This window comes from Aeromonas sp. S15(2024) (assembly GCF_041402265.1).
Taxonomy (GTDB): domain Bacteria; phylum Pseudomonadota; class Gammaproteobacteria; order Enterobacterales; family Aeromonadaceae; genus Aeromonas; species Aeromonas dhakensis.
The window spans coordinates 410,006-431,384 of record NZ_JBGLQY010000002.1 but is presented as its reverse complement, the minus strand read 5'-3'; the positions used below and the strand labels follow the sequence as shown (position 1 = coordinate 431,384).

Sequence of the window (21,379 nt, the reverse complement as noted above, 5' to 3'; positions counted from 1 at the left end):
ACACATAGGCTCTCAATAAGTCTGATCGAGAGAAGCCTGGAAAGGTAGTCCATTACAAAAGTGGCTGCATTTTATCAGTTAACAGGCGCATAACAACACTCTTTGCCGTCAGATAGCAACTTTTTAACTCTGGTTTGATATAGGTCAAACCCTGAGTTCACAGCATGATACTTGGGGTTGCCCCCATTTTCGCCCCTATAAAATGTAATGGAATGTAACATGTGGTTGACATGAATTTGTGGGAAAACTACAGAAAAATCTGCTTTATTGCACCCTTTTCGGCGCCGAAATGGCCTGCCTACGCCATAGTGACGGCCTGGAATCCGGCCAGTCGCCAGCTGGGAATGCGTCGCAATACCCGCCGTCAGCGGGCCCTGTGGCGGGCCATTGCGGCGGTTCCTCGTTGGCAGGTGATGGGACCTTGCCGGGGCAGTTCGCTGGATGAAACATGGCAGGAGTCGTCGCTGCTGCTGGCCTGCCCGCGCAGCGAGGCCATCCAACTGGCAGCCCGTTTTGGTCAGAATGCCATCTACTGGGTGGAACAGGGGGAGCTCTGGCTGCTGCCGGTGTTGCTGGCGGGGGAGCCACACCATCTGGGCAGAATTGAATCCCACTGGATTGTCAGGGGCTCTTCTTGATGAAAGAATGAGCGAATTCATGTCCATGGAAGGAGACTTATGATGCTGGATCTACTGCCCGATCTCTGTGACGAGTACGGCGATGCCCTGCAGGTGGCGGAGCCGCTGTTTCAAAATTTCGGTGGCAAGGCGCTGTTTCACGGCCAGGCGGTCACTCTCTCCTGTTACGAGGACAACAGCCTGGTACGGGAGCTGGTCAACCGGCCTGGGCAGGGGCGGGTGATGGTGATCGATGGTGGCGGCTCCCTGCGCCGCGCCTTGCTCGGCGATCAGCTGGCGATCAAGGCGGCGGAGCAGGGCTGGGAAGGAATCGTGATCTACGGCGCCGTGCGCGACGTGGGCACGCTGGCGACACTGGCGCTGGGGGTCAAGGCGCTGGCGCCCTGCCCGGTCAAGACCGAGAAGCGGGGGCTGGGTGAGCTGGATGCGGTGGTGTCGTTTGCCGGGGTGACCATACATCCGGGTGACTACGTCTACGCCGATCTCAACGGCGTGCTGGTGAGCGCCACCCGGCTTATCTGATCTCGCTAGAAGTTGAAGCCGACCCCGACGCTGAGGGATTGTTCGGTGCGAAAGGCGCTGACGCCGTAGTTGGCGGTGATGGCCAGCTGCGGGGTCAACAGCAGGCTGGTGTTGAGCTCCAGCAGGGTGCTGGGCTTGCTCACCTCCAGCTGTTTGAGCTGGCTGCCGATGTTGAACATGGGGGAGAGCTGGTAGCGCACCCCCGAGCTCAGGTTGTAGCCGGATTGCTCGCTGCTGGGGCCGATGGCCGGGCCCGCTTCCATGTAGAGGCTGACGCCATCGTGCAGCGGATATTGATAGCCGGTATTGATGAGCCAGAGATCGAAACTGTCGTTGTGATGAGTCTGACTGCCGAGCAGCACGCCTGAGTAGCTTTTGACGTAGAGCTGGCTGTCGGTATCGTTCTTGAGGAAATCCCAGTCGGCGGCCTGGGCGGTGAGGCTGAGGCATGAGACGAGTGCGATGACGGATGATTTGACCATTCTTTTCCCCTCCCTGGGTCCGGAACAGGAATACAAGCATGGCACATGCCAGCTGTTAGTAAAGGGAACCCCGATCACAATAAAACAGTTTTGATTTGCTCCGCTCTCATGATACACAGGCCCCCATCATCCTGTTTCTTCCCCTATTTCGCTGATATCGAGAGGTGAATCCATGAACAAGAAACTGACTCTGCTGGCCGCGCTGGCCCTGGGGGGCTGCGCCATGGCCACTGGTTCCAAACTGACGCAACTGCAAGCCTCCACCTGGCAACTGCAAGGGGCGAGCGGCGACACCTTTACCCTGCAAGTCGCCGGTGACAAGGTGGCGGGCAAAGGCGGCTGCAACCGCTATTTCGGCAGCATTACCCAGCAGGGTGACGGCGTGCTGGCGCTGGGGCCCATGGGCTCGACCCGCATGATGTGCATGGGCGAGCTGGCCGGCAAGGAGATGCTCTACCTGCAGACGCTGGAGAAAGTGGCGAGCTTCCAGATCAGCGGCCAGCAGCTGGTGCTGAGCGGCGCCAACAAGGCGGCACTGCTCACCTTCGACGCCATGCCTGCCGCCAAGTAACTGACGTTTTTGTCAAAGGCTGTCGTAGCGCACGCAGCCGGATGCAGAAAGGGACGCCACGGCGTCCCTTTTGCTATTTGCACTCCCTTTTGCAACGGTGCGCGGATCGATTAGCCGCCGCGCTGGAACTTGAAGCGCTTCTTGCGCCGGTAGGGATAGACATCCTCAAACACCCCCTCCTTGATGTTGCTCTGCAGCATCTTCCAGTAGTTGGCGTCGAACATCTCCTTGTGCAGCGCCAGCATGATCTCGCGCACCTGCGGCTTTTGCAGCAGGAAGGTGGCGAACTCCTCGGGGAAGATGTCGTTGGGGGCCACCGAATACCAGGGCTCGGCGCTCCACTCGTCCTCGGGGTAGCGCGGTGGCGGGATCTGGCGGAAGTTGCACTCCGTCATGTAGCAGATCTCGTCGTAGTCGTAGAACACCACCCGGCCGTGGCGGGTGACGCCGAAGTTCTTGAACAGCATGTCCCCCGGGAAGATATTGGCAGCCGCCAGCTGCTTGATGGCGTTGCCGTACTCCTCCAGCGCGAGCCGGGTCTGCTGCTCGTCCGCCTTGTCCAGATAGAGGTTGAGTGGGATCATCTTGCGCTCTGTGTAGAGGTGCTTGATCACCAGCTTGTCGGCGGTGATGGTGAGCGCCGAGGGGGCTACCGCCTTGAGTTCGACCAGCAGCTCCGGCGAGATGCGATCGAGGGGAAACTCGAAGTTGGTGAACTCCTGGGTATCGGCCATGCGGCCCACCCGGTCGTGCTGCTTTACCAACCGGTACTTCGCCTTCACCTGCTCGTGACTCACGTCCTTGGGGGGCGTGAATTCGTCTTTTATCACCTTGAACACCACGTCGTAGGAGGGGAGAGTGAACACGCTCATCACCATTCCCTTGATGCCCGGCGCGATGACGAACTGCTCGCGGCTCTGGGCCAGATGGTGCTGATAGTGGCGGTAGAGCTCTGTCTTGCCGTGCTTCTGGCAGCCGATGGCGTTGTAGATCTCGTAGTCCGGCTTGTGGGGCATGATCTGGCGCAAGAAGGCGACGAACAGTGCCGGCACCGGGGCATAGACCATGAAATAGGCGCGGGCGAAGCCGAACACGATGGAGGCGAGATCCGGCTCGAAGATGACGGTATCCACATAGATGCTCTGGCCGGTGCTGAGCAGGGGCAGGATGAAGGGAAAGACCTGCTCCCTTGCCCGGATCAGCCCCACCAGATAGGCCCCCTTGTTGCGGTAGAAGACCTCTCTCAATAGTTCGATGGCGAAAGGCTCATCGTGCAGAATATGCGGGCCGTTCTCGGCAAGATGACGATGGATATCGACAATATCCCGCTGTTTGTCCTCATAGGGCAGGGTGAAGCTGTAATCCCCGAGCAGCTGGCTCAGAGTCTGCGGCAGGTGGGCGAGATCGGTGCGATAGATGCGCAGCAATGCGCTCAGGTCGGGCTTGTCACCGCGGCTGACGAAGGGGTGGATGTAGAGGTTCTCGTCGCGGATGTTGCGATGGCGAAAGATGCGGCGGTAGACGGAGTTGAAGAAGGATTCCGCCACCTCGAAGTTCTCGCACTTGGGCAGCAGGTCGCTGAAGGCCCCCTTGACCCGCTTGAGCAGCTCCTGGGTGGCGTGGTGTTCTCCCATCATCTGGCGGATGGAGCCGGCCGTCGCCCCCACGTGGTGGTCATAGAGGCGGATGCGCTCGCGCCCCGCCAGCTGCACCCCCAGCCAGTCGCTGTTTTCAAAACGGCTCTTGCTGCCCTGGGTGATTTCGAGAAACCGGCTGTAAAACGACTCGAAGCGTTGCAGAATCGTCTCGGCGACGGCCTGTTCCAATGGCTGCTGCATCTCTCTCTTCCTTGTGATCTGTCGGGCCGATGGCGCCTGGGATTGGCTGCAATTTGTCCACATTCCTAGCCACTATGGCAACATTCAAACGTCTGTTCAAGTGGCAATTTTCGGGTGAAAACGGTAGATTGCGCCCCTGTTTTGCCGACGTTCCGCTGTGGTTTGCACGTTCGGCCCTGCCCAGGAGAAGACCCGATGAAACTCTATTTTGTGCTGGTGGCCCCCGCCCGTCCGGCCAACGTGGGCGCCGCCGCCCGCGCCATGAAAACCATGGGCTTTGATGCCATGCGACTGGTGGCCAGCCGGGTGCACGAAGAGGAGGAGGCGAGCTGGGTGGCCCACGGTGCGCAGGAGATTTTGACCCAGGCCGAGGCGTTCGACACCCTGGAGGAGGCGCTGGCCGACATGGATCTGGTGGTGGCCACCACCGCCCGTCAGCGCGGCCGTTATCAGCACTACCTCACTCCGGCCGAGATCCGTGACCAGATCAAGGCCAAGCCCTCCCTTGAGAAGGTGGCCATCGTGTTTGGTTGCGAGGAGTCGGGCCTCTCCAACGAGCAGCTGGCCCAGGTCGACCTCATCAGCTATCTGCCGCTCAAGGTGAGCTACCCGTCCCTGAACCTGGGCCAGGCGATCATGCTGTACGCCTACGAGCTGAGCCAGTTGCTCGATGAGCCCGAGGTGCTAGCAGAAAATATTGATAACGCCGGACAGGTTCGGGTGCTGAAAAGCAAAACAGCAGAAATTCTTGGTGATCTCGGTGTTTCGCAGGATGAAAAACTGCATCAGTGGGTGATGGACCGAGTGCCCATGCTGCCGCAGCGGGATTTGAACATGCTCCATCTGCTCTGCAAAGACCTTGCCCGCAAACTTGGCAAAGAGGTTTAGGTTGACAGCCCGGCGCCCGGCGCGGTATTGCTAAAAGCCAGCTTCGTTCAAGAGTGTTCGTCATGCAGTTATTCACCAGCGTCATCACCACCACCATTATTACCGGTACCACCACAGGTGGCACTGGGGCCGGTTGATGCGCTGACGAACAAGCACAGAAATCAGAAAAAGGCCCGTACCCACCCAGTACGGGCCTTTTTTGTTGGGTTGTTTTCAGACAGTTTTTAGACCGATTAGCGGATCAATTTGCAGGGAATACAGGGAGATAGCGATGAGAGTGTTGAAGTTTGGCGGGTCGTCACTGGCCGATGCAGAGCGTTTTTTACGGGTCGCCGATATCGCGGTGAATACCCACGGCCAATCCCAGGTTGCCCTAGTGTTGTCGGCACCGGCCAAGGTGACCAACCACCTGGTGGCCCTGGTGGAGCAGACCAGCCGCGGCATGGATGCCAGCAGCACCCTGTTTGAAATCAACGGCATCTTCTCCCGCCTGCTGGCCGGCTTGAAGGAAGCTTACCCGGCGCTGGATGACAAGGCGCTGCAGGCCCGTCTCACCAGCGAACTGGATCAGGTGGAGCGACTGATGCAGGGCATCCGCCTGCTGGGGCTCTGCCCGGACAACGTGCAGGCTCGCATCCTGAGCCGGGGCGAGAACCTCTCCATCGCCTTCATGCACGAACTGCTTCGGGTGCGCGGCCTCGAGCTGGACGTCATTGTACCAGAAGAGCTGCTGGTGACCGACGGCGGCTACCTCGAAGCTCACGTCGACATCGAAGCCTCCCGCCTGCGCTTCGCCGCCAAGGGCCTGCGCTCCGACTGTCTCTACCTGATGCCGGGCTTCACCGGTGGCAGCGACAAGGGCGAAACCGTGCTGCTGGGCCGTAACGGCTCCGACTACTCCGCCGCCGTGCTGGCCGCCTGTGTCGATGCGGAGTGCTGCGAGATCTGGACCGACGTCGAGGGCTGCTACAACTGCGACCCGCGCCTGGTGCCGGACGCCTATCTGCTGAAAACCCTCTCCTACAAGGAGGCGATGGAGCTCTCCTACTTCGGTGCCAAGGTACTGCACCCGAAAACCATCGCGCCGGTGGCCCAGTTCCACATTCCCTGCCTCATCAAGAACAGCTTCAACCCGCAGGGGCCGGGCACCCTCATCGGGGTCGAGCAGGGGGATGACGACCTAAAGGTGAAGGCCATCTCGGATCTCTCCGGCATGTGCATGTTCAACGTCTCCGGCCCCGGCATGAAGGGGATGGTGGGCATGGCCGGCCGCATCTTCTCCGCCGTCTCCCGCGCCGGGGTCAGCATCGTCCTCATCACCCAGTCATCCTCCGAATACAGCGTCAGCTTCTGTATCCACAGCTATGACTGCGACAAGACCCGCAAGGTGCTGGAGCGCGAGTTCGAGCTCGAATTCAAGAACCAGCTGCTGGATCCGCTGGAGATCATGCAGGATCTGGCGATCATCTCCCTCATCGGTGACGGCATGCGCACCTCCAAGGGGATGGCGGCCCGCTTCTTCACCTCGCTGGCACAAGCCTCCATCAACATCGTCGCCATTGCCCAGGGCTCGAGCGAGCGCTCCATCTCTGCGGTGGTGCGGGATCGCAAGGTGGCCGAAGCCATCAAGGCCTGCCACCAGAACTTCTTCGGCAGCCAGCAGTTCATCGACCTGTTCGTGGTCGGTGTCGGCGGTGTCGGCGCAGCCCTGGTGGATCAGATTGCCCGCCAGCAGCCGGTATTGGCCGAGCAGGGCACTGGCCTGCGGGTAGTGGGCATCGCCAACAGCCGCCAGATGGCGGTCAACAAGGATGGCCTGAACCTCGCCAACTGGCGTGAACAGCTGGTGGAAGCCCGTGACAGCTTCAGCCTGGAAGCGGTGAAGAAGCTGGTGGAAGAGAGCCACCTCATCAACCCGGTGATCGTCGATTGCACCTCCAGCGAGGCCATCGCCGTCCAGTACGCCGATTTCCTCGCCGCCGGTTTCCACGTGGTGACCCCGAACAAGAAGGCCAACACCGGGTCGCTCGATTACTACAAGGCGCTGCGCCGCACCGCTCGTCAGACCCGCCGCAAGTTCCTGTATGAAACCAACGTGGGCGCCGGCCTGCCGGTCATCGAGAACCTGCAGAACCTGATCAAGGCCGGCGACAAGCTGCGCGCCTTCGACGGCGTGCTGTCCGGTTCGCTCTCCTTTATCTTCGGCAAGCTGGACGAGGGGATGGCCTTCTCCGATGCCACCAAGATTGCCCGTGGCAACGGCTTTACCGAGCCGGATCCGCGTGACGATCTCAACGGCATGGACGTGGCTCGCAAGCTGCTCATTCTGGCTCGCGAGGCCGGCATGGCGCTGGAGCTCTCCGATGTGGAGGTGGAGCAGGCCCTGCCACCCGGCTTTGATGTGAGTGGCGACGTGGAAGCCTTTATGGCTCGCCTGCCGGAGGCTGACGGCTGGTTCCGCGACCAGTTTGCGGCTGCGCAAGCTCAGGGCAAGGTGCTGCGCTACGTGGGTTCCATCGAGGGTGGCAAGTGCAAGGTCGCCATCAAGGCGGTCGGTGCTGACGAGCCGCTGTTCAAGGTCAAAGATGGGGAGAACGCGCTCGCCTTCTTCTCTACCTACTACCAGCCGATCCCGCTGGTGCTGCGCGGCTATGGCGCCGGCACCGAAGTGACCGCCGCGGGCGTCTTTGCCGACGTGCTGCGCACCCAGAACTGGAAGCAGGAGTTGTAAGCATGAGTTCAGACATGTACCAGAGCAGCAGCGTGGTGGCCTATGCCCCCGCCTCCAGCGCCAACCTGAGCGTGGGATTCGATGTACTGGGGGCGGCGCTCGCCCCCGTGGATGGTTCCCTGCTCGGGGATCGCGTCCAGGTCAAGGCCGCCGATGTGCCGTTTGCCCTCTCCTCCGTGGGCCGTTACGCCCACAAGTTGCCGGCTGACCCGAAAAAGAACATCCTCCATGACTGCTGGCTCGCCTATGGCGAGGCGCTGGAGAAACGGGGCCTTGGTCTCAAGCCGCTCGAAATGGTGCTGGAGAAGAACCTGCCGGTGGGCTCGGGCCTGGGTTCCAGCGCCTGCAGCGTGGTGGCGGCACTCGAAGGCCTCAACGCCTTTCACGGCGCCCCCCTCAATGAACACGACCTGCTGCTGCTGATGGGGGAGATGGAAGGCAAGATCTCCGGCTCCGTCCACTACGACAACGTCGCCCCCTGCTATCTGGGGGGCATGCAGCTGGTGCTGGAAGAGCACGGCGTCATCAGCCAGGGCATTCCGGTGTTTGACGAGTGGTACTGGGTGGTCTGCTACCCGGGCACAGTGGTCTCCACTGCCGCCGCCCGCGCCATTCTGCCGGCCCAGTATCGCCGCCAGGATTGCCTCACCTATGGCCGCCGGCTGGCCGCCTTCGTGCACGCCAGCTACACCGGGCAGGAGGGGCTGGCGGCGAGCGTACTCAAAGACGTGATTGCCGAGCCCTACCGCGCGGCGCTCATTGAAGGCTTTGCCGAGGTGCGGGCCCAGGCCGCCCAGAACGGGGCGCTGGCCACCGGCATCTCGGGCTCCGGCCCCAGCGTGTTCGTGGTGATGAAGGATCTGGCCCAGGCCGAGCGGATGAAGGATTGGATGGACGCACATTTCGTGCAGAACGAAGATGGATTTGCCCGGGTTTGCAAACTCGACATGGCCGGGGCACGGGTAACAGGAAGCGAGCTATGAATCTTTACAATATCAAGGACAAGAGTGAACAGGTGAGCTTCGCCCAGGCGGTGCGTCAGGGTCTGGGCCGCGAACAGGGTCTGTTCTTCCCCGAGCAGCTCGAGCCGCTGGCCGATGTGGATGCCCTGCTGGATCTGCCGCTGGTGGAGCGCTCCGCCCGCATCCTCAGCCACCTGCTGGGGGACGAAGTGGCCGCGCCTCAGGTGCATGAGCTGGTCAAGGCCGCCTTCACCTTCCCGGCGCCGCTGGTGAAACTCAAAGATGGTACCTATGCCCTCGAGCTGTTCCACGGCCCGACCTTGGCGTTCAAGGACTTCGGCGGCCGCTTTATGGCTCAGTGCCTTGCGGCCTTTAGAACCAACGACAAGATCACCATCCTCACTGCCACCTCCGGCGACACCGGCGCCGCCGTGGCCCACGCCTTCTACGGGCTGGAAGGGATCGAGGTGGTGATCCTCTACCCCAAGGGCAAGATAAGCCCGCTGCAGGAGGCGCTGTTCTGCACCTTGGGGGGCAACATCCGCACCATCGCCATCGACGGCGACTTCGATGCCTGCCAGGCGCTGGTGAAGCAGTCCTTCGATGACGAGGAGTTGAAAAAGGCGATCGGCCTCAACTCCGCCAACTCCATCAACATCAGCCGCCTGCTGGCTCAGGTTTGCTACTACTTCGAGGCGGTGGCCCAACTGCCGAAAGCCCAACGCGCCAAGGCGGTCATCAGCGTGCCGTCCGGCAACTTTGGCAACCTCACCGCTGGCCTGATTGCCAAGGCGCTGGGGCTGCCGGTGAAGCGCTTTATCGCCGCCACCAATGCCAACGATACCGTGCCGCGCTACCTGAAAACCGGCCAGTGGGATCCGCACCAGACGGTGGCGACCCTGTCGAACGCCATGGACGTGAGCCGCCCCAACAACTGGCCACGAGTAGAAGAGCTGTGCCGTCGCAAGGGCTGGGCGCTGGAGACCCTGGGGTCTGGCATGCGCAGTGATGCCGAAACCCGCGCGGCCCTCAAACGCCTGCACCAGCTGGATTACCTGTGCGAGCCCCACGGCGCCATTGCCTGGGATCTGCTGGGTGAACAGCTGGCCGAGGACGAAGTGGGGGTCTTCCTCTGCACCGCCCATCCGGCCAAGTTCAAGGAGTCGGTAGACGAGATCCTGGGGCTGGACGTACCGCTGCCCGGGCCCCTTGCCAAGCATGCCGCGCTGCCGCTCTTGTCCCATAACCTGCCGGCGGAGTTTGCCCCGCTAAGGGCCTTCCTGCTCGGTTAAGTTGATTGCCAATCCCCCGACCTCGGGGGATTTTTCTATCCGTTGTTTTCTATACCGTTGCTTTCTATTCATGACAGGGCGGGCAAGCCGCCTCATAAGGAGTGAAGATGAGTCAGCATCCCCTTCGAACTCTCATCGAGACCTGCGACGCCGCCATCTCCCGGCGCGACTTCGACGCCCTGATGGCCTTCTACGCCGAGGACGCCGCCCTGGTGGTCAAGCCCGGCATGGTGGTGCGCGGCATTCCCGCTATCCGCCGCGCCTTTACCGCCATCTCGGATTACTTTCAGGGGCAGCTCAAGGTGGAGCAGGGCGCCATGGAGGTGATCGAGGGGGCCGACAATGCGCTGGTGATCATGGAGACCCGGCTCAATTACCCCGATGGTCAGGGGAGCCTGACTGAGGAAACCCGCCGCGCCACCTATGTGTTTCGCAAAGAAGCCGATGGGCAGTGGCGCTGCACCATAGACAACTCCTACGGCACTGCGCTGCTGGCAGCGGTGGACCCCGCGCCTTCTGCCTGAACGCTCCCAGGGGCTATCCCAGAGCGGGGGCTGCTACAAGCCCCCGAATGGCAGGCAATCAACAAGCTGCTGATATAGAAACAGTTGTTAGAGGTTGCTGTGGTGCGGTGCCGGTTTGTTGCAGGTTTTCTCCGCCATAGTGGCGGCACGCAGAAGAATAAAAATCGTGGGAAAAGGCCGCCGATGGGGAGTCCCTTGACCAGCCGTTCGGTGGCTGTTAATCAGGGTGCTGCATGAAGCCATCATGGACGAACAAGGCCGGGACTCTGCTCAGGGTTGGTGGCCGATGGCCGGATAATAACGGATCAGGGAGCAAACCATCATGTGGCCGTACCGAAGAGTCGTAACGCAATCCCTCAAGACCCCTCTGGTGATCGCCAGGGTGCTGGTTTATATCGCGCTGTTAATCTTGTTGCCGCTGCCCTTGAGCATCTTCTCGGATTCTCTGGTCGGTGGCGCAATTGTTGTTCCTTACGCCGTCTCTGTGATGCCTGTCAGCGTCGGGCTGATCATCATCTCCGGCTTTATGGCCATCCTGATCGCCAGGGTGGAGGCGCTCAAGAACCGCTGATAGCGAGCACCGGCGCAGATAGTGACTCGCCAAACAGGATAAACAGGAAATAAAAATCCCCCGAGCGCGGGGGATTTTTATTGTGCGAACAGGCCGCGCGGGGTCAGAACCGGGAGGCGGGAAACATTCTGGTCACCGGTTTGCTGTACCTGTATCTGGATTTTCTGACGCTCTGGCAGAGGTTAGCGGCGACAGGGCTATTCCACGGCCGTTTTCTCACAGCTGGGGTTGCCCATATCGTCGTGAACACTACAATCCCAGTTGTGCACACCATCGCTGAGCTGGTCGTATTCTACCTTGGCTGCGGCCAGGTTGACCCCTTCCAGCTCAGTCGGCTGGACGTTCACATACCAAACGCGTGTGCCGTCGGTGACGAAGTTCTCCTGCAGTGGCTTGATGAGGGCGCTGTCGACCCCTTCTGGCAGGGGGGCGATCCGCTGGTTGCCGCTATAGAAGCCGTCTTTGGTCACGGCTGAAGAGAAGTTCAGGCAGTGGAAGCTGGTGGCATCCACCTCTTGTTGGGGTTCACCCTCGAAATAGAGGGTGTCATCGATGTTGGCCCACCCCTGGCAGACGTCGTACAACGCCACTTTTCCTTTGTGAGGGATGACCTTGGTCTGGTCGGCCACATAGTAGTAGTGGCGCTGGTCAGCAGCCTGACCATGGGCCGTCTTCAGGTGTTTGGGGTCCGCTCCCTCGAGCAGTTCGCCGGTGACGAGAAAGACATGGCGATCGTCGCTGGCAAAAGGGTGGTCAAGCAAGGCGAAGGCGGCGGTATTCACCGGCACCTTGATCTGCTCGCAATAGGCATAGGCCTGCTGCCCGCTCAGCAGGAAACTGCCAAGCGCCTTGGCGCTGTTGACATCAAAGCTGTCAGGCAGCGGCTGGGCATTGCAGAAATAGCGCCCCTGCGAGAGGGCCAGGGCGAAATTATCGTTGCGGTATATGACGTCAAAGTCCGTCGGCACAGCTCCGGCCAGCGGAGTTCCCGCTTGATTGCCATAGGGTTTGAAGATGACCTTGCCGGCATCGAGCTGATAGGGGGCAGCAATCTTTGCATGGCTTGCCAGCGGCAGACAGCACGCCAACAGGGCGCAGTAGCGAACATTCATAAGGGCTCACTGTTCATTGATAAGGTGGGTGATGATGCGAAATGGCAGCCTGGGTCTTGAGAGCACAGCACGCCCCAGAACGGTGCCGTTTGGGATCATACTTAGGTGGGTTTCCATATGACAAGCATGAAGCGCCGACAAGTCAATCCACCTAGCAGGACGTTATCTGTTCAGTTGACCTGCCCGCACTCGCCGGGTTAGCCTCTTGGCTCTTCTGATATATGAGTACTTCCTCCGATGCGCATTTAACCTGTCCGCACCCCGCCTTTTGATTCCTCTCCCGCCAGGGAGATCGGGTGCGTCTTACCGTGACAGGTTGATGCTGATTCCTTGTTTGTTTTCCCATTCGTGGACACGTGTCCCTGCATTTGGCTTGGCTCTTGGCCTGCGGCTCCCGCATTGGCCCACAGGAGTTCAGATGACCCATATCGCATGTCATATCAACGCCTTGCAGCTGCCCTTCGGCGCCTGTACTGTGCCCCTTACCTTCACTTTGCCCGCAACGGGCTGCACTCTGATCGGCCGTAACGGCATCGGCAAGAGCCTGCTGCTGGAACTGCTGGCGGGCCAGCGCCGCGCGGCTTCTGGCGAGATTGAGTGGCTGGCCCCCATCAGCTGGTTGTCCCAGTTTGCGCTCGCGCAGGATTATGCCGACGGAGCCAGCGTGGCCGACGTGATCGGCTGGGGCGAGCCGCTGCGGGCCCTTGAGCGCATCGAGCAGGGGAGCTGCGCCCTGGACGATTTCGAGCTGCTGGCTGATCGCTGGAACCTGCGCAGCGATCTTGCCGACCTGCTGGCAGAGGCTGGGCTCAGACTCGATGCCCATGCTCCGGTCAGCACCCTGAGTGGCGGCCAGCTCACCCGTTTGCGCCTGCTGGCACTGTTTGCGAGATCTGCTCACTTTCTGTTGCTCGATGAGCCTGACAACCACCTGGATGCCAGTGGCATCGCGTGGCTGAGCCAGCGATTGGCCAGCCACAGTGGTGGCTATCTGCTGGTAAGTCACGACCGGCGCCTGCTCAATCAGAGCAGCCAGATACTGGAGCTGGGCGAGCAGGGGCTGCAGAGCGCCAGCCTCTCGTTTGAGGCATTTTTGGCGCAGCAGGCCGAGTTGCAGGCTGCCCGCAGCGCCCGGCTGGCGCAGGCGGAGCGCCGTGAAAAAGCGGCGGCGCGCGGCGTGCAAAAGGTGCGTGAGCAGGCGGCCAGACGAGCCAGTCAGGGGCGGCGCGAGCGCGGCTCCCAGGCCAGGATCCTGCTCGATTTCAAAGCAGAGCAGGCGGGCAAATCCCTTGGCAAGGTGCTGGATCGCCATGAGCGGGGCCACAGTGCCCAGCTGGAGGCACGCGCCGAAGCGGCGGCCGCGCTGGCGGCTGTGCAGCCGCTTATCATGCAGTGGCCGGCGAAAAGCGATCGCAAGGGGGCGGCCCAGCCGCTGGTGATCACGGCGGCGTGCCACAGGTGCTGGCACAATCAGCAGGTAGATCTGGTGCTGCAGCGGGGGCTCGCTGTCTCTTGGCCGGTCGCAACGGCAGCGGCAAGTCGAGCCTGTTGCAGATGCTGCGCGGGGAGCTGGCACCCGAGGCGGGCAGTTTTCGCATCAATGGTCGGCTGGCGTGTCTTGATCAGGGGCTTAGCCTGATTGCGCGAGACCTCAGCCCGCTGGCCAATCTGCTGGTGGTTGCACCGACGCTCTCCGAGCGTGACGCAAGAACCCGGCTGGCGGGCATAGCACTGCGCGGCGATCGCTCCCTGATGCCCTGCCATGGTCTGAGCGGTGGCGAGCGGTTAAAGCTGGGCCTCTTGATGGTGCTGGCGCAACTGCCCGACTTGTTGCTGCTGGACGAGCCGGACAACCATCTGGATCACGCCTCGCGTCAACTGCTCACTCAGGTGCTGGCCGACTATCCGGGCACCCTGCTGTTGGTCTCCCACGATCCCGACTTTGTGGCTTGGGTAGGGGTTGAGAGGGAGTATTGGTTGGAGGGGGAGAAGCAGGCGCTGAAAAGTGTATGATCCTCTGCTCGGCCCGCTGACCAAGCTGCCGCAGCTCTCCGTTAATTCGCCAGCGGAGTTTGCTGGCTTAAGAGCCTTTCTGCTGGCTTGAGCCTTGGTCGAGAACTAACTGATAGAAATAAAAATCCCCCGGTAGCGGGGGATTTTTATTTCTATGGGTAAAGCTATTTGCCAACCTGACTGGGGACATAAGTTATTTGGCGATCTTTTCTTCATGACTAAATTATAACCTTGATTTAACAGGTATCATATTTTGACCAATTATGAAATCTAATTTAAGGTTATATAATTATGCCGTAATAAATGGTTTTTATGTAAATAAAAGAATAGTTTGTGGTGTTTGAATAGGTATTTTTGTATCCTTCTTACAGTGGTAAAAGCTTGTCAGCTAGTTACTGTTTGCTCTGAAGTGTGAGTTTTCTTGGTCTCCTTTATGTATTGTTGATCAGGCTTGTTAATATTTAACTATCACGAGAATAACGTCTGATAAAAAGGAGTTATCATCATATGTAGCTGTCTTTAAAATTATTTATTGTAATTCCTTTGGATGTAGGTCCAGTAATTTCCCTAGCCGTTATCTCCACATCATCATTGTTGAAAGTCATGACAATATAACAATGGCGTTCATTTTCTACTCTGCGATTTGAGTTAACCCCTATACTTCCATTAGCCAGAATTTTTACAGTTTTTGCTTTTGATGGAGTTTGATACCTAGGATATGTTGAATACTCTATAGCATGAAAAAGATGTTGGTGGCCATGTATTATTGTGCTTACATCATGACTGATAGCCGTTTTCAATATATCAACTGCATCAATACTCATTGAAATTCCATTGCTGCTTAATTTCTCAAGGTCATTTATTGGGAGTAGGTGATGATGTAAAACAGCAAGTCTATATTTTTTTGATGATGATTCGATGCCATATTGGGCAAGAACATCGAGTCCAGCCTGTCCAACATAGCCATATTCAGTCCATTTTGTTGCTGTAATTGAACATGAATTCAATACGCATAGATCGATATCTACATCCACTTTAGGAATGAAAAAGTCATGAAGGTAGTTAAGTGGTGATTGTCTGGTTCGACTATTCAAATCTTCCCTAAATATTCTAAAGTTTCTCTCATGTTGAGTATTTTGCTGGTTCAATATTGATTGTTGTTCCATGTCATACTGTGGATCGCTAGGTGAGTATCTGTTTATATCATGATTTCCAGGGCAAACAATAATATTATGGTGTAGTACATTAAGATTGTCTGCTAATGAATGAAGCTCTTTTATCGCTGAATTCATTTGCATATCAGACCAGTCACCATTAGATGTTATATCACCACTAATAATGATTGATGCTATATCATTATCTAAGCCTAAGTTTTTTAGATCATTCTTCAATATTGATGAAAGATTATTTTTATTAGGCTGGTATTTGTGGGCGTAATCTTTTCCAAAATGAACGTCAGAAATAAACAAAAATGTGTTTCTGTCTAGTTTGGTTCGTTCAGATTTTTTTGCAAGGCTACTTGATGTTTTCCCAGTGTATAGAATGAAAGTTGGATTTTCATTGTCTGAGAATAAATTATCAATGGTATCACTGTATTTTTTCTCTGTAATAGAAGAGATTAAAAGCCATGCATATACGTTGTCACTGTTCCCCCTATAATATGAAGGAACTCTCGTGCTTGTTTTTTGTTCTGATTCTGCAGTGTTTAATTCAACTCTGTCAACATGTGCTGTGTATAGCTTTTTATTTTCTCGGTTAACTAAGCTAACATTTCCACTGAATTTGGATATTAGTTCGACAATATTATCATCAATGTGTTCATGATCTTTTTTCCACCACCCCCACCAGACAGCACGATCCTTATTAATTATTTTTTGATGCTCTGTGATAGTGTCTATTCCATCTTGTGAATTACGAAATCTAAAGGCTAGTTTCTTTGGTTCCATTTTATAATTCTTTTGTATGGTGGGAGAGGAATATTCCAGTTAATTAATTCGCCGAGTGTACTTCTATCTTCTTCATAAAAACCAGATTCAATTGCTTTGTCTAGTAGTGAAATTAGGTTTTGAGTGTTGTTTACAATCCCTACCTCATTATTAGAGCTCCATATATTTATATTTTCTCTTCCTATAGCTCTCTTGCTTACTGATGGCCAAACCCAATCTTTCATACCATTGATGAATTGTATTTCAATCTTTTCATTGCTTTCCGAATATGTGCTATTTGTTACTCGGATTGCCAATTGATAATTGTCGAATACATATCTTACCCATGTGTCATTATTTGCGATTGGGTCAAGTAATGGTGGGCTAGAATGAAATGTAAACGTAACTAAATCTGCTACTCTAGGTTTCGGTTTTGTCTTGCTTTTAACATTGCTTAGTATTTCAAAGTATGGCGTCTCATATGATATGAAGTTTTTCGATAAACTATATTCACCCCATATATTCAACCAATCGAATAGTTGCTTTTTCTCATTAATTGCATCTGGTCTAGTTTCATCAGGCCAAATTGGAAAGAGAATTTTTGTATTTGGCTTTACAGAATTGCATGCCCAAGAGATCCAACGAAGATATATATCTAGATACCATGGGGGATCCATTATCACATAATCTGAGTTTGTTATTATTGGAGAGTGTTGGTTAATATTAACACGTAGATGGTTTTCAACAGTTTGGAACGGATGCCAATCAACTAATATGTAGTTATCTCCAGACAATCTACTTGATACTGATGGTGTACCTAAACATAATACATTTGTATTGCCGGAAAATAAATTAATTATTCTTTTGGTACTTTCTTCATCAAATCTCCAGTCAAAATCTAAAGGGTGTGGGTCAGGTCTATCTAAAATACTCATGAACCATCCTTATATATGGATACTAAACATAGATACGTAAAACTATAAATCCACGCTACCGCCCGTGGATTACAGCTTCCAAAATGCTCCACTAACCAGCGAGGACTGCAGCCCATCGCAGCAATAGGCACTGGATGGCTATGTTAAGCCAATCGAATCTGGTCTCACCAGTCAAAAAGTGACGTAACTATCAGGAATATCGGCGTTTTATGCGCTGGCTCAAGAAATCGCTGTCGCGGGGGCTGGATTCCCATGGCCCTTGATTTTATTGGGGGCGGCGGGCGTGGCGGGGACAAGAGTGGCTGGCTTGCCATTAAGTAGGGGCTGGTTGGGGAGAATCCCGCTTAGCCAATCGGCGCTATAGTGCGGGCTATGGTGCCCTGTGCTCCGTGGCCCTTGCTGGCAAGGCGGGGGATCTGCGGCAACAATCAGCTGTTGTCATAACAGTTACTTGCAATCAGATCATCATGCAAACGGGTCACCATGCCAACACATCACAATAAGGAACGTCATATGAAGCGTATTGCCATCCTGTTCGGCCTGCTCTGCGGCAGCGTGTTGCTGGCCAATCCGGTCTTTGCCAACGACGCTGCCCAGTTGCAGTGCGAGGCGCAGGCCGCGGCCAAAAAACTGGCGGGCGCCGCCAAGACCAGCTTTGTCGGCAAGTGCGTGAAAGATGCCGCCGGCGCTGCGACCGGCGCGTGCGAGAAGGCGGCCGCCGACAAGAAGCTGGCCGGTGCAGCCAAGAACAGCTTTATCCAGAAGTGCGTGAAGACAGGCGCGGCGGTGGAGCCGGCGGCCAAGTGCGAGAAGGCGGCTGCCGACAAGAAGCTGGCCGGCGCGGCCAAGAACAGCTTTGTCCAGAAGTGCGTGAAGGATAGCGCCGCCAAGTAGGGCGTTTTCTTGTCCGGTGTGTTTGCGGGGGGCCAGCAGGCCCCCCGCGCTATTTTGTGCATAGGGGCCTTATTGCTGAGCGGATAACTGGGCGCAGAGCCTAACCAACTGGCCCGGATCATCAGAGTTGGGGCTGAGTGTTGGCGCCGCTCTGCTCAAGGGTTGAGAGGGCGGTGCGCAGCCGGGCCAGGCCGATGGGTTTGTATAGGCAGTCGTCCATGCCGGCGGCGAGGCAGAGTTCCCGCTCGCGCGCTGTGGCGTGGGCGGTAAAGCCCCAGATAGGCTGGGTGTGGCCGCGGGCGCGCAGGCGGCGGGTCAGCTCGAAGCCATCCATCAGCGGCATCTGGCAGTCGGTGATGACGAGATCGAAGTCCTGGCTCTGGCTGGCCCGCAGTGCCTCGGCGCCGTTGCCGCGCACGCTCACCTCGTGGCCCAGGTGTTTGAGCTGCTGGCGCAGCAGCACCTGGTTGGCGTGGTTGTCGTCCACCACCAGCACCCGCAGCCGGGTTGGCGCAACCGGCCGGGGGGAGGGCACAAGCAGTGGCACGGCCGGCGGCGACGCGGCGTCGAGAAGCTCGTGGGGGGCGGCCAGCGGGGTGAGCGGCAGCCGGATCCTGAGCTCGGTGCCGCTGCCAAGCTCGCTGCTGACCGCTATCTTGCCCCCCATCAGCTGGCACAGCATGCGGGCGATATTGAGGCCAAGGCCGGTGCCGGCGAACTGGTACGGATCGTGGGCGCGGTAGAAGGGGCTGAACAGCCCGGGCAGCTTGTCGGGGGCGATGCCCACTCCGCTGTCGCGGATGATGAGGTGCAGCAGCGGCTGCTCCGCGCTCCCCGTGAGGCTGGCCTGCAGGCTCACCTCCCCCCGCTCGGTGAACTTGATGGCGTTGCCGAGCAGGTTGAAGACAATCTGGCGCAGGCGCAGCGGGTCGATGAGCACCCGCGGCAGGGGGGGCAGCTCGACCCGGTAGCCAAGCCCCTTCTGCTGGGCCATCCCCTTGCAGGCGCGGGCCACCGAGTGGAGCAGGGGCGCTAGCTCGCACGGCTCGGGGGCGAGGGTCAGCTGGCCCGCTTCGATGCTGGAGATGTCCAGCACGTCGCCGATGAGATCCAGCAGGCCGTTGGCGGATTCGGAGGCGATGCGCAGCTGCTCGCCGGTGTGGCGGGCGAGGGCGGGATCCTGGCTCGCCAGCTCCAGCATGCCGAGAATGGCGTTCATGGGGGTGCGGATCTCGTGGCTCATGGTGGCCAGAAAGTCGCTCTTGGCCCGGCTGGCGCGGTCGGCCTGCTCCTTGGCGCGGCGCAGCGCTTCCTCCATGGTCTTGCGCTCGGTGATGTCGATCCAGCCGTTGATCACCCCGCTGATAGCGCCGCGATAGTCAAAGTAGGGCACCATCCAGTGGTAAACGAACTGGCGCGGGCCGCGCTGGCTGAAGATGCGATCCGACAGTATGGGGCTGCCGCTTCGCAGCACCTGCTGAAAATCCTGCTCCAGGGCGGCGATGGCCTCGGCGCCGAGCAGCCCCTTGAGCCCCTCGGCAAACGAGGTACCGAGCACCCGCTCGATGGGGGCGTTGAGGGTGGCCAGGTACTTGCTGTTGCAGAGGATCACCTTGCCCCCCTTGTCGCGCACCACTATGGGGTGGGGCAGGCTCTCGCCGAGCGCCTCGATGAAGCGCACGTGCTCCTCCAGCTGGCGGCGGGAGGCCTGCTCCGAGCGGGCCAGCCGGTTGAGCATGCGGTTGCGGTAAAACAGCAGCAGGGCGACGGCGCACAGCCCCGCCAGCAGCAGGTAAAAGTAAGGGGCGTTGCGCTCCATGAAGGTGGGGGCCGGCAGTTTGCGGTTGCGCCACTGGTAACTCATCATCGCCAGCTCGTTGGGGGCGATGGAGAGGATGGTCTTGTCGATGATGTCCATCAGCATCCGGTTGGCGGAGAGGCCGGCAAAACCCATCCGGATGGGCTGGTCGTCGGCGGGGCCGGCGATGCGGATCTGCTGAAGCCGCCCCCCCTCCACCGCATGCTGGGCAAAATAGAGCGGCACGATGGCGGCATCGAGACGTCCCTCGTTGACCGCCTCCATCGCCTCGTCGGCGCTCTCCAGAAAGCTCACCTGGCTGTCGCCAAGCCCTTTGGCGATGGGGTTGTAGATGGTGCTGCCCACCCGCTTGCCGGCGAGCTGTGCCAGATCGCCGCTTAAGGCATCCCCCTTGCGGGCCACCAGCACATAGATGTCATCGGTGGCGTAGGGCAGGGAGGGGCGCAGCCGGTAACCCTCGGCCACCGGGCGGGAGATGGCACCGATGAGATCCAGCGCCCCCCTGAGCAGGGCCTTCTTGCGCGCCTGCTCCGAGCCGTAACTGACGAACTCGAAGCGCAGGCCGGAGCGCTTGCTGATCTTCTCCAGCATCTCCACCGACATGCCGGTGAGCTGGTTGTCGTAGTCGCGCACCCCGTAGGGGTAGAGGTCGTCCATCAGCCACACCTTCACCGGGCCGGCGCTGGCGAGCCAGGCGCGCTCCTCGCGGCTGTAGAGATCGCTGGGGCGCTCGATGATGTCGCGGATGGGGCCGTTCCACTGGTTGAAGATGAGGCTGCGGGTGACGTCGCTTACCCCCTCCAGGGTCTGGTCGAGCAGGGCCAGCAAGCCGGGATGAGCGGCCGACACCGCGAAGCGAAAGCCGTCCGCCGCGATGGCGGGCTGCGCCTGGCTGTGCTGGCGGATCTTGTCGAAGCGCTCGCTGTTGAGGTAGTGCAGGGAGTGGGGGTCGCTTAGCAGCAGCGGCTCGTGGCCGAAGAAGACCGCATCGAAGGCCGCCACGTTGGAGGGGTAATTGACCAGTACCAGATCCGGGTAGTAGCGCTTGAAGGCGGCCTCGTTCACGTAGCCCCGCACGGTGGCGACCCGCTGGCCCGGCAGCAGCAGCGGCCCCTGTTCGGCAGCGAGGGCCGAGAAGACGGGGGCACTGCTGAAATAGCGCCGGCTGAGGGCGATGCCCGCCTGTTCGGAGGTGCCGAGGTTGAGGTTGCCGAGGTTGACGAGGTCGAGATCCCCGGCCCGCAGCGCCGCCAGCGCGCTGCGCGAGTCGTGGAATGCCCGCAGTTTCACCGGTTTTTGCAGCGCCCTGGCCAGGATGTCGAGGTAGTCGGCGGCGATCCCCTCGAAGTGATCATCGGGCCCGATCATGGCGAACGGGCGATAGTCGTGGCGCAGCACCCCGACTCGCAGCGCCGTCATTTCGGCGAGCCAGGGCTGGTCAGCCGTGCTGGCGGGCGCCGGGGGGCTTTGCAGGTAGGGGCGACTGTGCAGGGTGAGCGCCTGGGCGCAGAGGGGCAGCAGCAGGCAGAGCAGCAGCAGGGGTCGGATCAGGTTCATTGCCAGATTGTGCCCCTCCCGCCGGTTGGATGGTGATCGAAAGCGGCGATTCTACCGAAGAGCGGCGCACAATGAACCTTTAATCAGCAGTTTGTCAGTGCAAAC

General features: G+C 58.5%; 16 protein-coding genes, 1 pseudogene and 1 other annotated feature. Of the genes and pseudogenes, 11 read left to right on the top strand and 6 right to left on the bottom strand.

The features are described 5' to 3' along the window. Nucleotides 1-221: 221 nt before the first annotated feature. The gene (locus ACB033_RS06045; RefSeq protein ID WP_139725949.1) at nucleotides 222-638 is read left to right on the top strand and encodes a DUF3293 domain-containing protein; all 417 of its coding nucleotides are present in this window, start codon (nucleotides 222-224) and stop codon (nucleotides 636-638) included. A gap of 42 nt (nucleotides 639-680) precedes the next feature. Then, nucleotides 681-1,160: a putative 4-hydroxy-4-methyl-2-oxoglutarate aldolase gene (locus ACB033_RS06040; protein WP_010633331.1), complete on the top strand. Its 480-nt coding sequence runs from the start codon at nucleotides 681-683 to the stop codon at nucleotides 1,158-1,160. Nucleotides 1,161-1,165: 5 nt separating this feature from the next. Here the strand turns inward: ACB033_RS06040 and ACB033_RS06035 are convergent, their stop codons facing one another. Beyond that, a complete protein-coding gene (locus ACB033_RS06035; protein WP_139725948.1) occupies nucleotides 1,166-1,642 on the bottom strand; it encodes a hypothetical protein in 477 nt (158 codons plus the stop codon). Between the two features lie 172 nt (nucleotides 1,643-1,814). On the opposite strand from ACB033_RS06035, the gene ACB033_RS06030 reads away from it, so the two are divergent. Next, a complete protein-coding gene (locus ACB033_RS06030) occupies nucleotides 1,815-2,213 on the top strand; it encodes an META domain-containing protein (protein ID WP_139725947.1) in 399 nt (132 codons plus the stop codon). Nucleotides 2,214-2,323: 110 nt separating this feature from the next. Here the strand turns inward: ACB033_RS06030 and aceK are convergent, their stop codons facing one another. Beyond that, on the bottom strand, nucleotides 2,324-4,051 hold the full coding sequence (gene aceK / locus ACB033_RS06025) for a bifunctional isocitrate dehydrogenase kinase/phosphatase (protein WP_139431335.1): 1,728 nt from the start codon (nucleotides 4,049-4,051) through the stop codon (nucleotides 2,324-2,326). Between the two features lie 195 nt (nucleotides 4,052-4,246). Here aceK and ACB033_RS06020 point away from each other — a divergent pair, with 195 nt between their 5' ends. The 6 genes from ACB033_RS06020 to ACB033_RS05995 all read left to right on the top strand — a co-directional run bounded on the left by ACB033_RS06020 (nucleotide 4,247) and on the right by ACB033_RS05995 (nucleotide 11,019). Further along, nucleotides 4,247-4,939 carry a tRNA/rRNA methyltransferase gene (locus tag ACB033_RS06020; RefSeq protein WP_017781996.1) on the top strand — a complete coding sequence of 231 codons (693 nt, stop codon included), beginning with the start codon at nucleotides 4,247-4,249 and terminating at the stop codon, nucleotides 4,937-4,939. 72 nt (nucleotides 4,940-5,011) lie between these two features. Beyond that, nucleotides 5,012-5,142: a sequence feature (Thr leader region), on the top strand. Between the two features lie 68 nt (nucleotides 5,143-5,210). Then, nucleotides 5,211-7,670 carry a bifunctional aspartate kinase/homoserine dehydrogenase I gene (thrA, locus tag ACB033_RS06015; protein ID WP_211028438.1) on the top strand — a complete coding sequence of 820 codons (2,460 nt, stop codon included), beginning with the start codon at nucleotides 5,211-5,213 and terminating at the stop codon, nucleotides 7,668-7,670. Nucleotides 7,671-7,672: 2 nt separating this feature from the next. Continuing rightward, a complete protein-coding gene (gene thrB, locus ACB033_RS06010) occupies nucleotides 7,673-8,653 on the top strand; it encodes a homoserine kinase (protein ID WP_005303083.1) in 981 nt (326 codons plus the stop codon). Next, a complete protein-coding gene (gene thrC, locus ACB033_RS06005; RefSeq protein ID WP_371140399.1) occupies nucleotides 8,650-9,924 on the top strand; it encodes a threonine synthase in 1,275 nt (424 codons plus the stop codon). Before thrB ends, thrC begins: the two co-directional genes overlap by 4 nt. 107 nt (nucleotides 9,925-10,031) lie before the next feature. Continuing rightward, nucleotides 10,032-10,448 carry an SgcJ/EcaC family oxidoreductase gene (locus tag ACB033_RS06000; RefSeq protein WP_017765727.1) on the top strand — a complete coding sequence of 139 codons (417 nt, stop codon included), beginning with the start codon at nucleotides 10,032-10,034 and terminating at the stop codon, nucleotides 10,446-10,448. A gap of 322 nt (nucleotides 10,449-10,770) precedes the next feature. Continuing rightward, nucleotides 10,771-11,019, top strand: a complete 249-nt coding sequence (locus ACB033_RS05995) for a hypothetical protein (RefSeq protein ID WP_139725943.1) — start codon at nucleotides 10,771-10,773, stop codon at nucleotides 11,017-11,019. 197 nt (nucleotides 11,020-11,216) lie between these two features. Here ACB033_RS05995 and ACB033_RS05990 read toward each other — a convergent pair whose 3' ends face one another. Further along, a complete protein-coding gene (locus ACB033_RS05990) occupies nucleotides 11,217-12,131 on the bottom strand; it encodes a DKNYY domain-containing protein (RefSeq protein ID WP_139725942.1) in 915 nt (304 codons plus the stop codon). Between the two features lie 418 nt (nucleotides 12,132-12,549). Between ACB033_RS05990 and ACB033_RS05985 the strand changes: the two are divergent. Next, a pseudogene (locus tag ACB033_RS05985) lies at nucleotides 12,550-14,144 on the top strand (ATP-binding cassette domain-containing protein). 503 nt (nucleotides 14,145-14,647) lie between these two features. On the opposite strand, the gene ACB033_RS05980 reads toward ACB033_RS05985, so the two are convergent. Both ACB033_RS05980 and ACB033_RS05975 read right to left on the bottom strand, forming a co-directional pair. Continuing rightward, nucleotides 14,648-16,090, bottom strand: a complete 1,443-nt coding sequence (locus ACB033_RS05980; protein WP_139725941.1) for a metallophosphoesterase — start codon at nucleotides 16,088-16,090, stop codon at nucleotides 14,648-14,650. Then, entirely contained in the window at nucleotides 16,072-17,004 is a 933-nt protein-coding gene (locus ACB033_RS05975) for a hypothetical protein (protein ID WP_139725940.1), read from the bottom strand. Before ACB033_RS05975 ends, ACB033_RS05980 begins: the two co-directional genes overlap by 19 nt. Nucleotides 17,005-17,517: 513 nt before the next feature. Between ACB033_RS05975 and ACB033_RS05970 the strand changes: the two genes are divergently transcribed. Beyond that, nucleotides 17,518-17,898, top strand: a complete 381-nt coding sequence (locus ACB033_RS05970; protein ID WP_162519928.1) for a hypothetical protein — start codon at nucleotides 17,518-17,520, stop codon at nucleotides 17,896-17,898. Nucleotides 17,899-18,019: 121 nt separating this feature from the next. On the opposite strand, the gene ACB033_RS05965 is transcribed toward ACB033_RS05970, so the two are convergent. Next, the gene (locus tag ACB033_RS05965; protein WP_371140398.1) at nucleotides 18,020-21,274 is read right to left on the bottom strand and encodes a response regulator; all 3,255 of its coding nucleotides are present in this window, start codon (nucleotides 21,272-21,274) and stop codon (nucleotides 18,020-18,022) included. Between the last annotated feature and the right edge of the window lie 105 nt (nucleotides 21,275-21,379).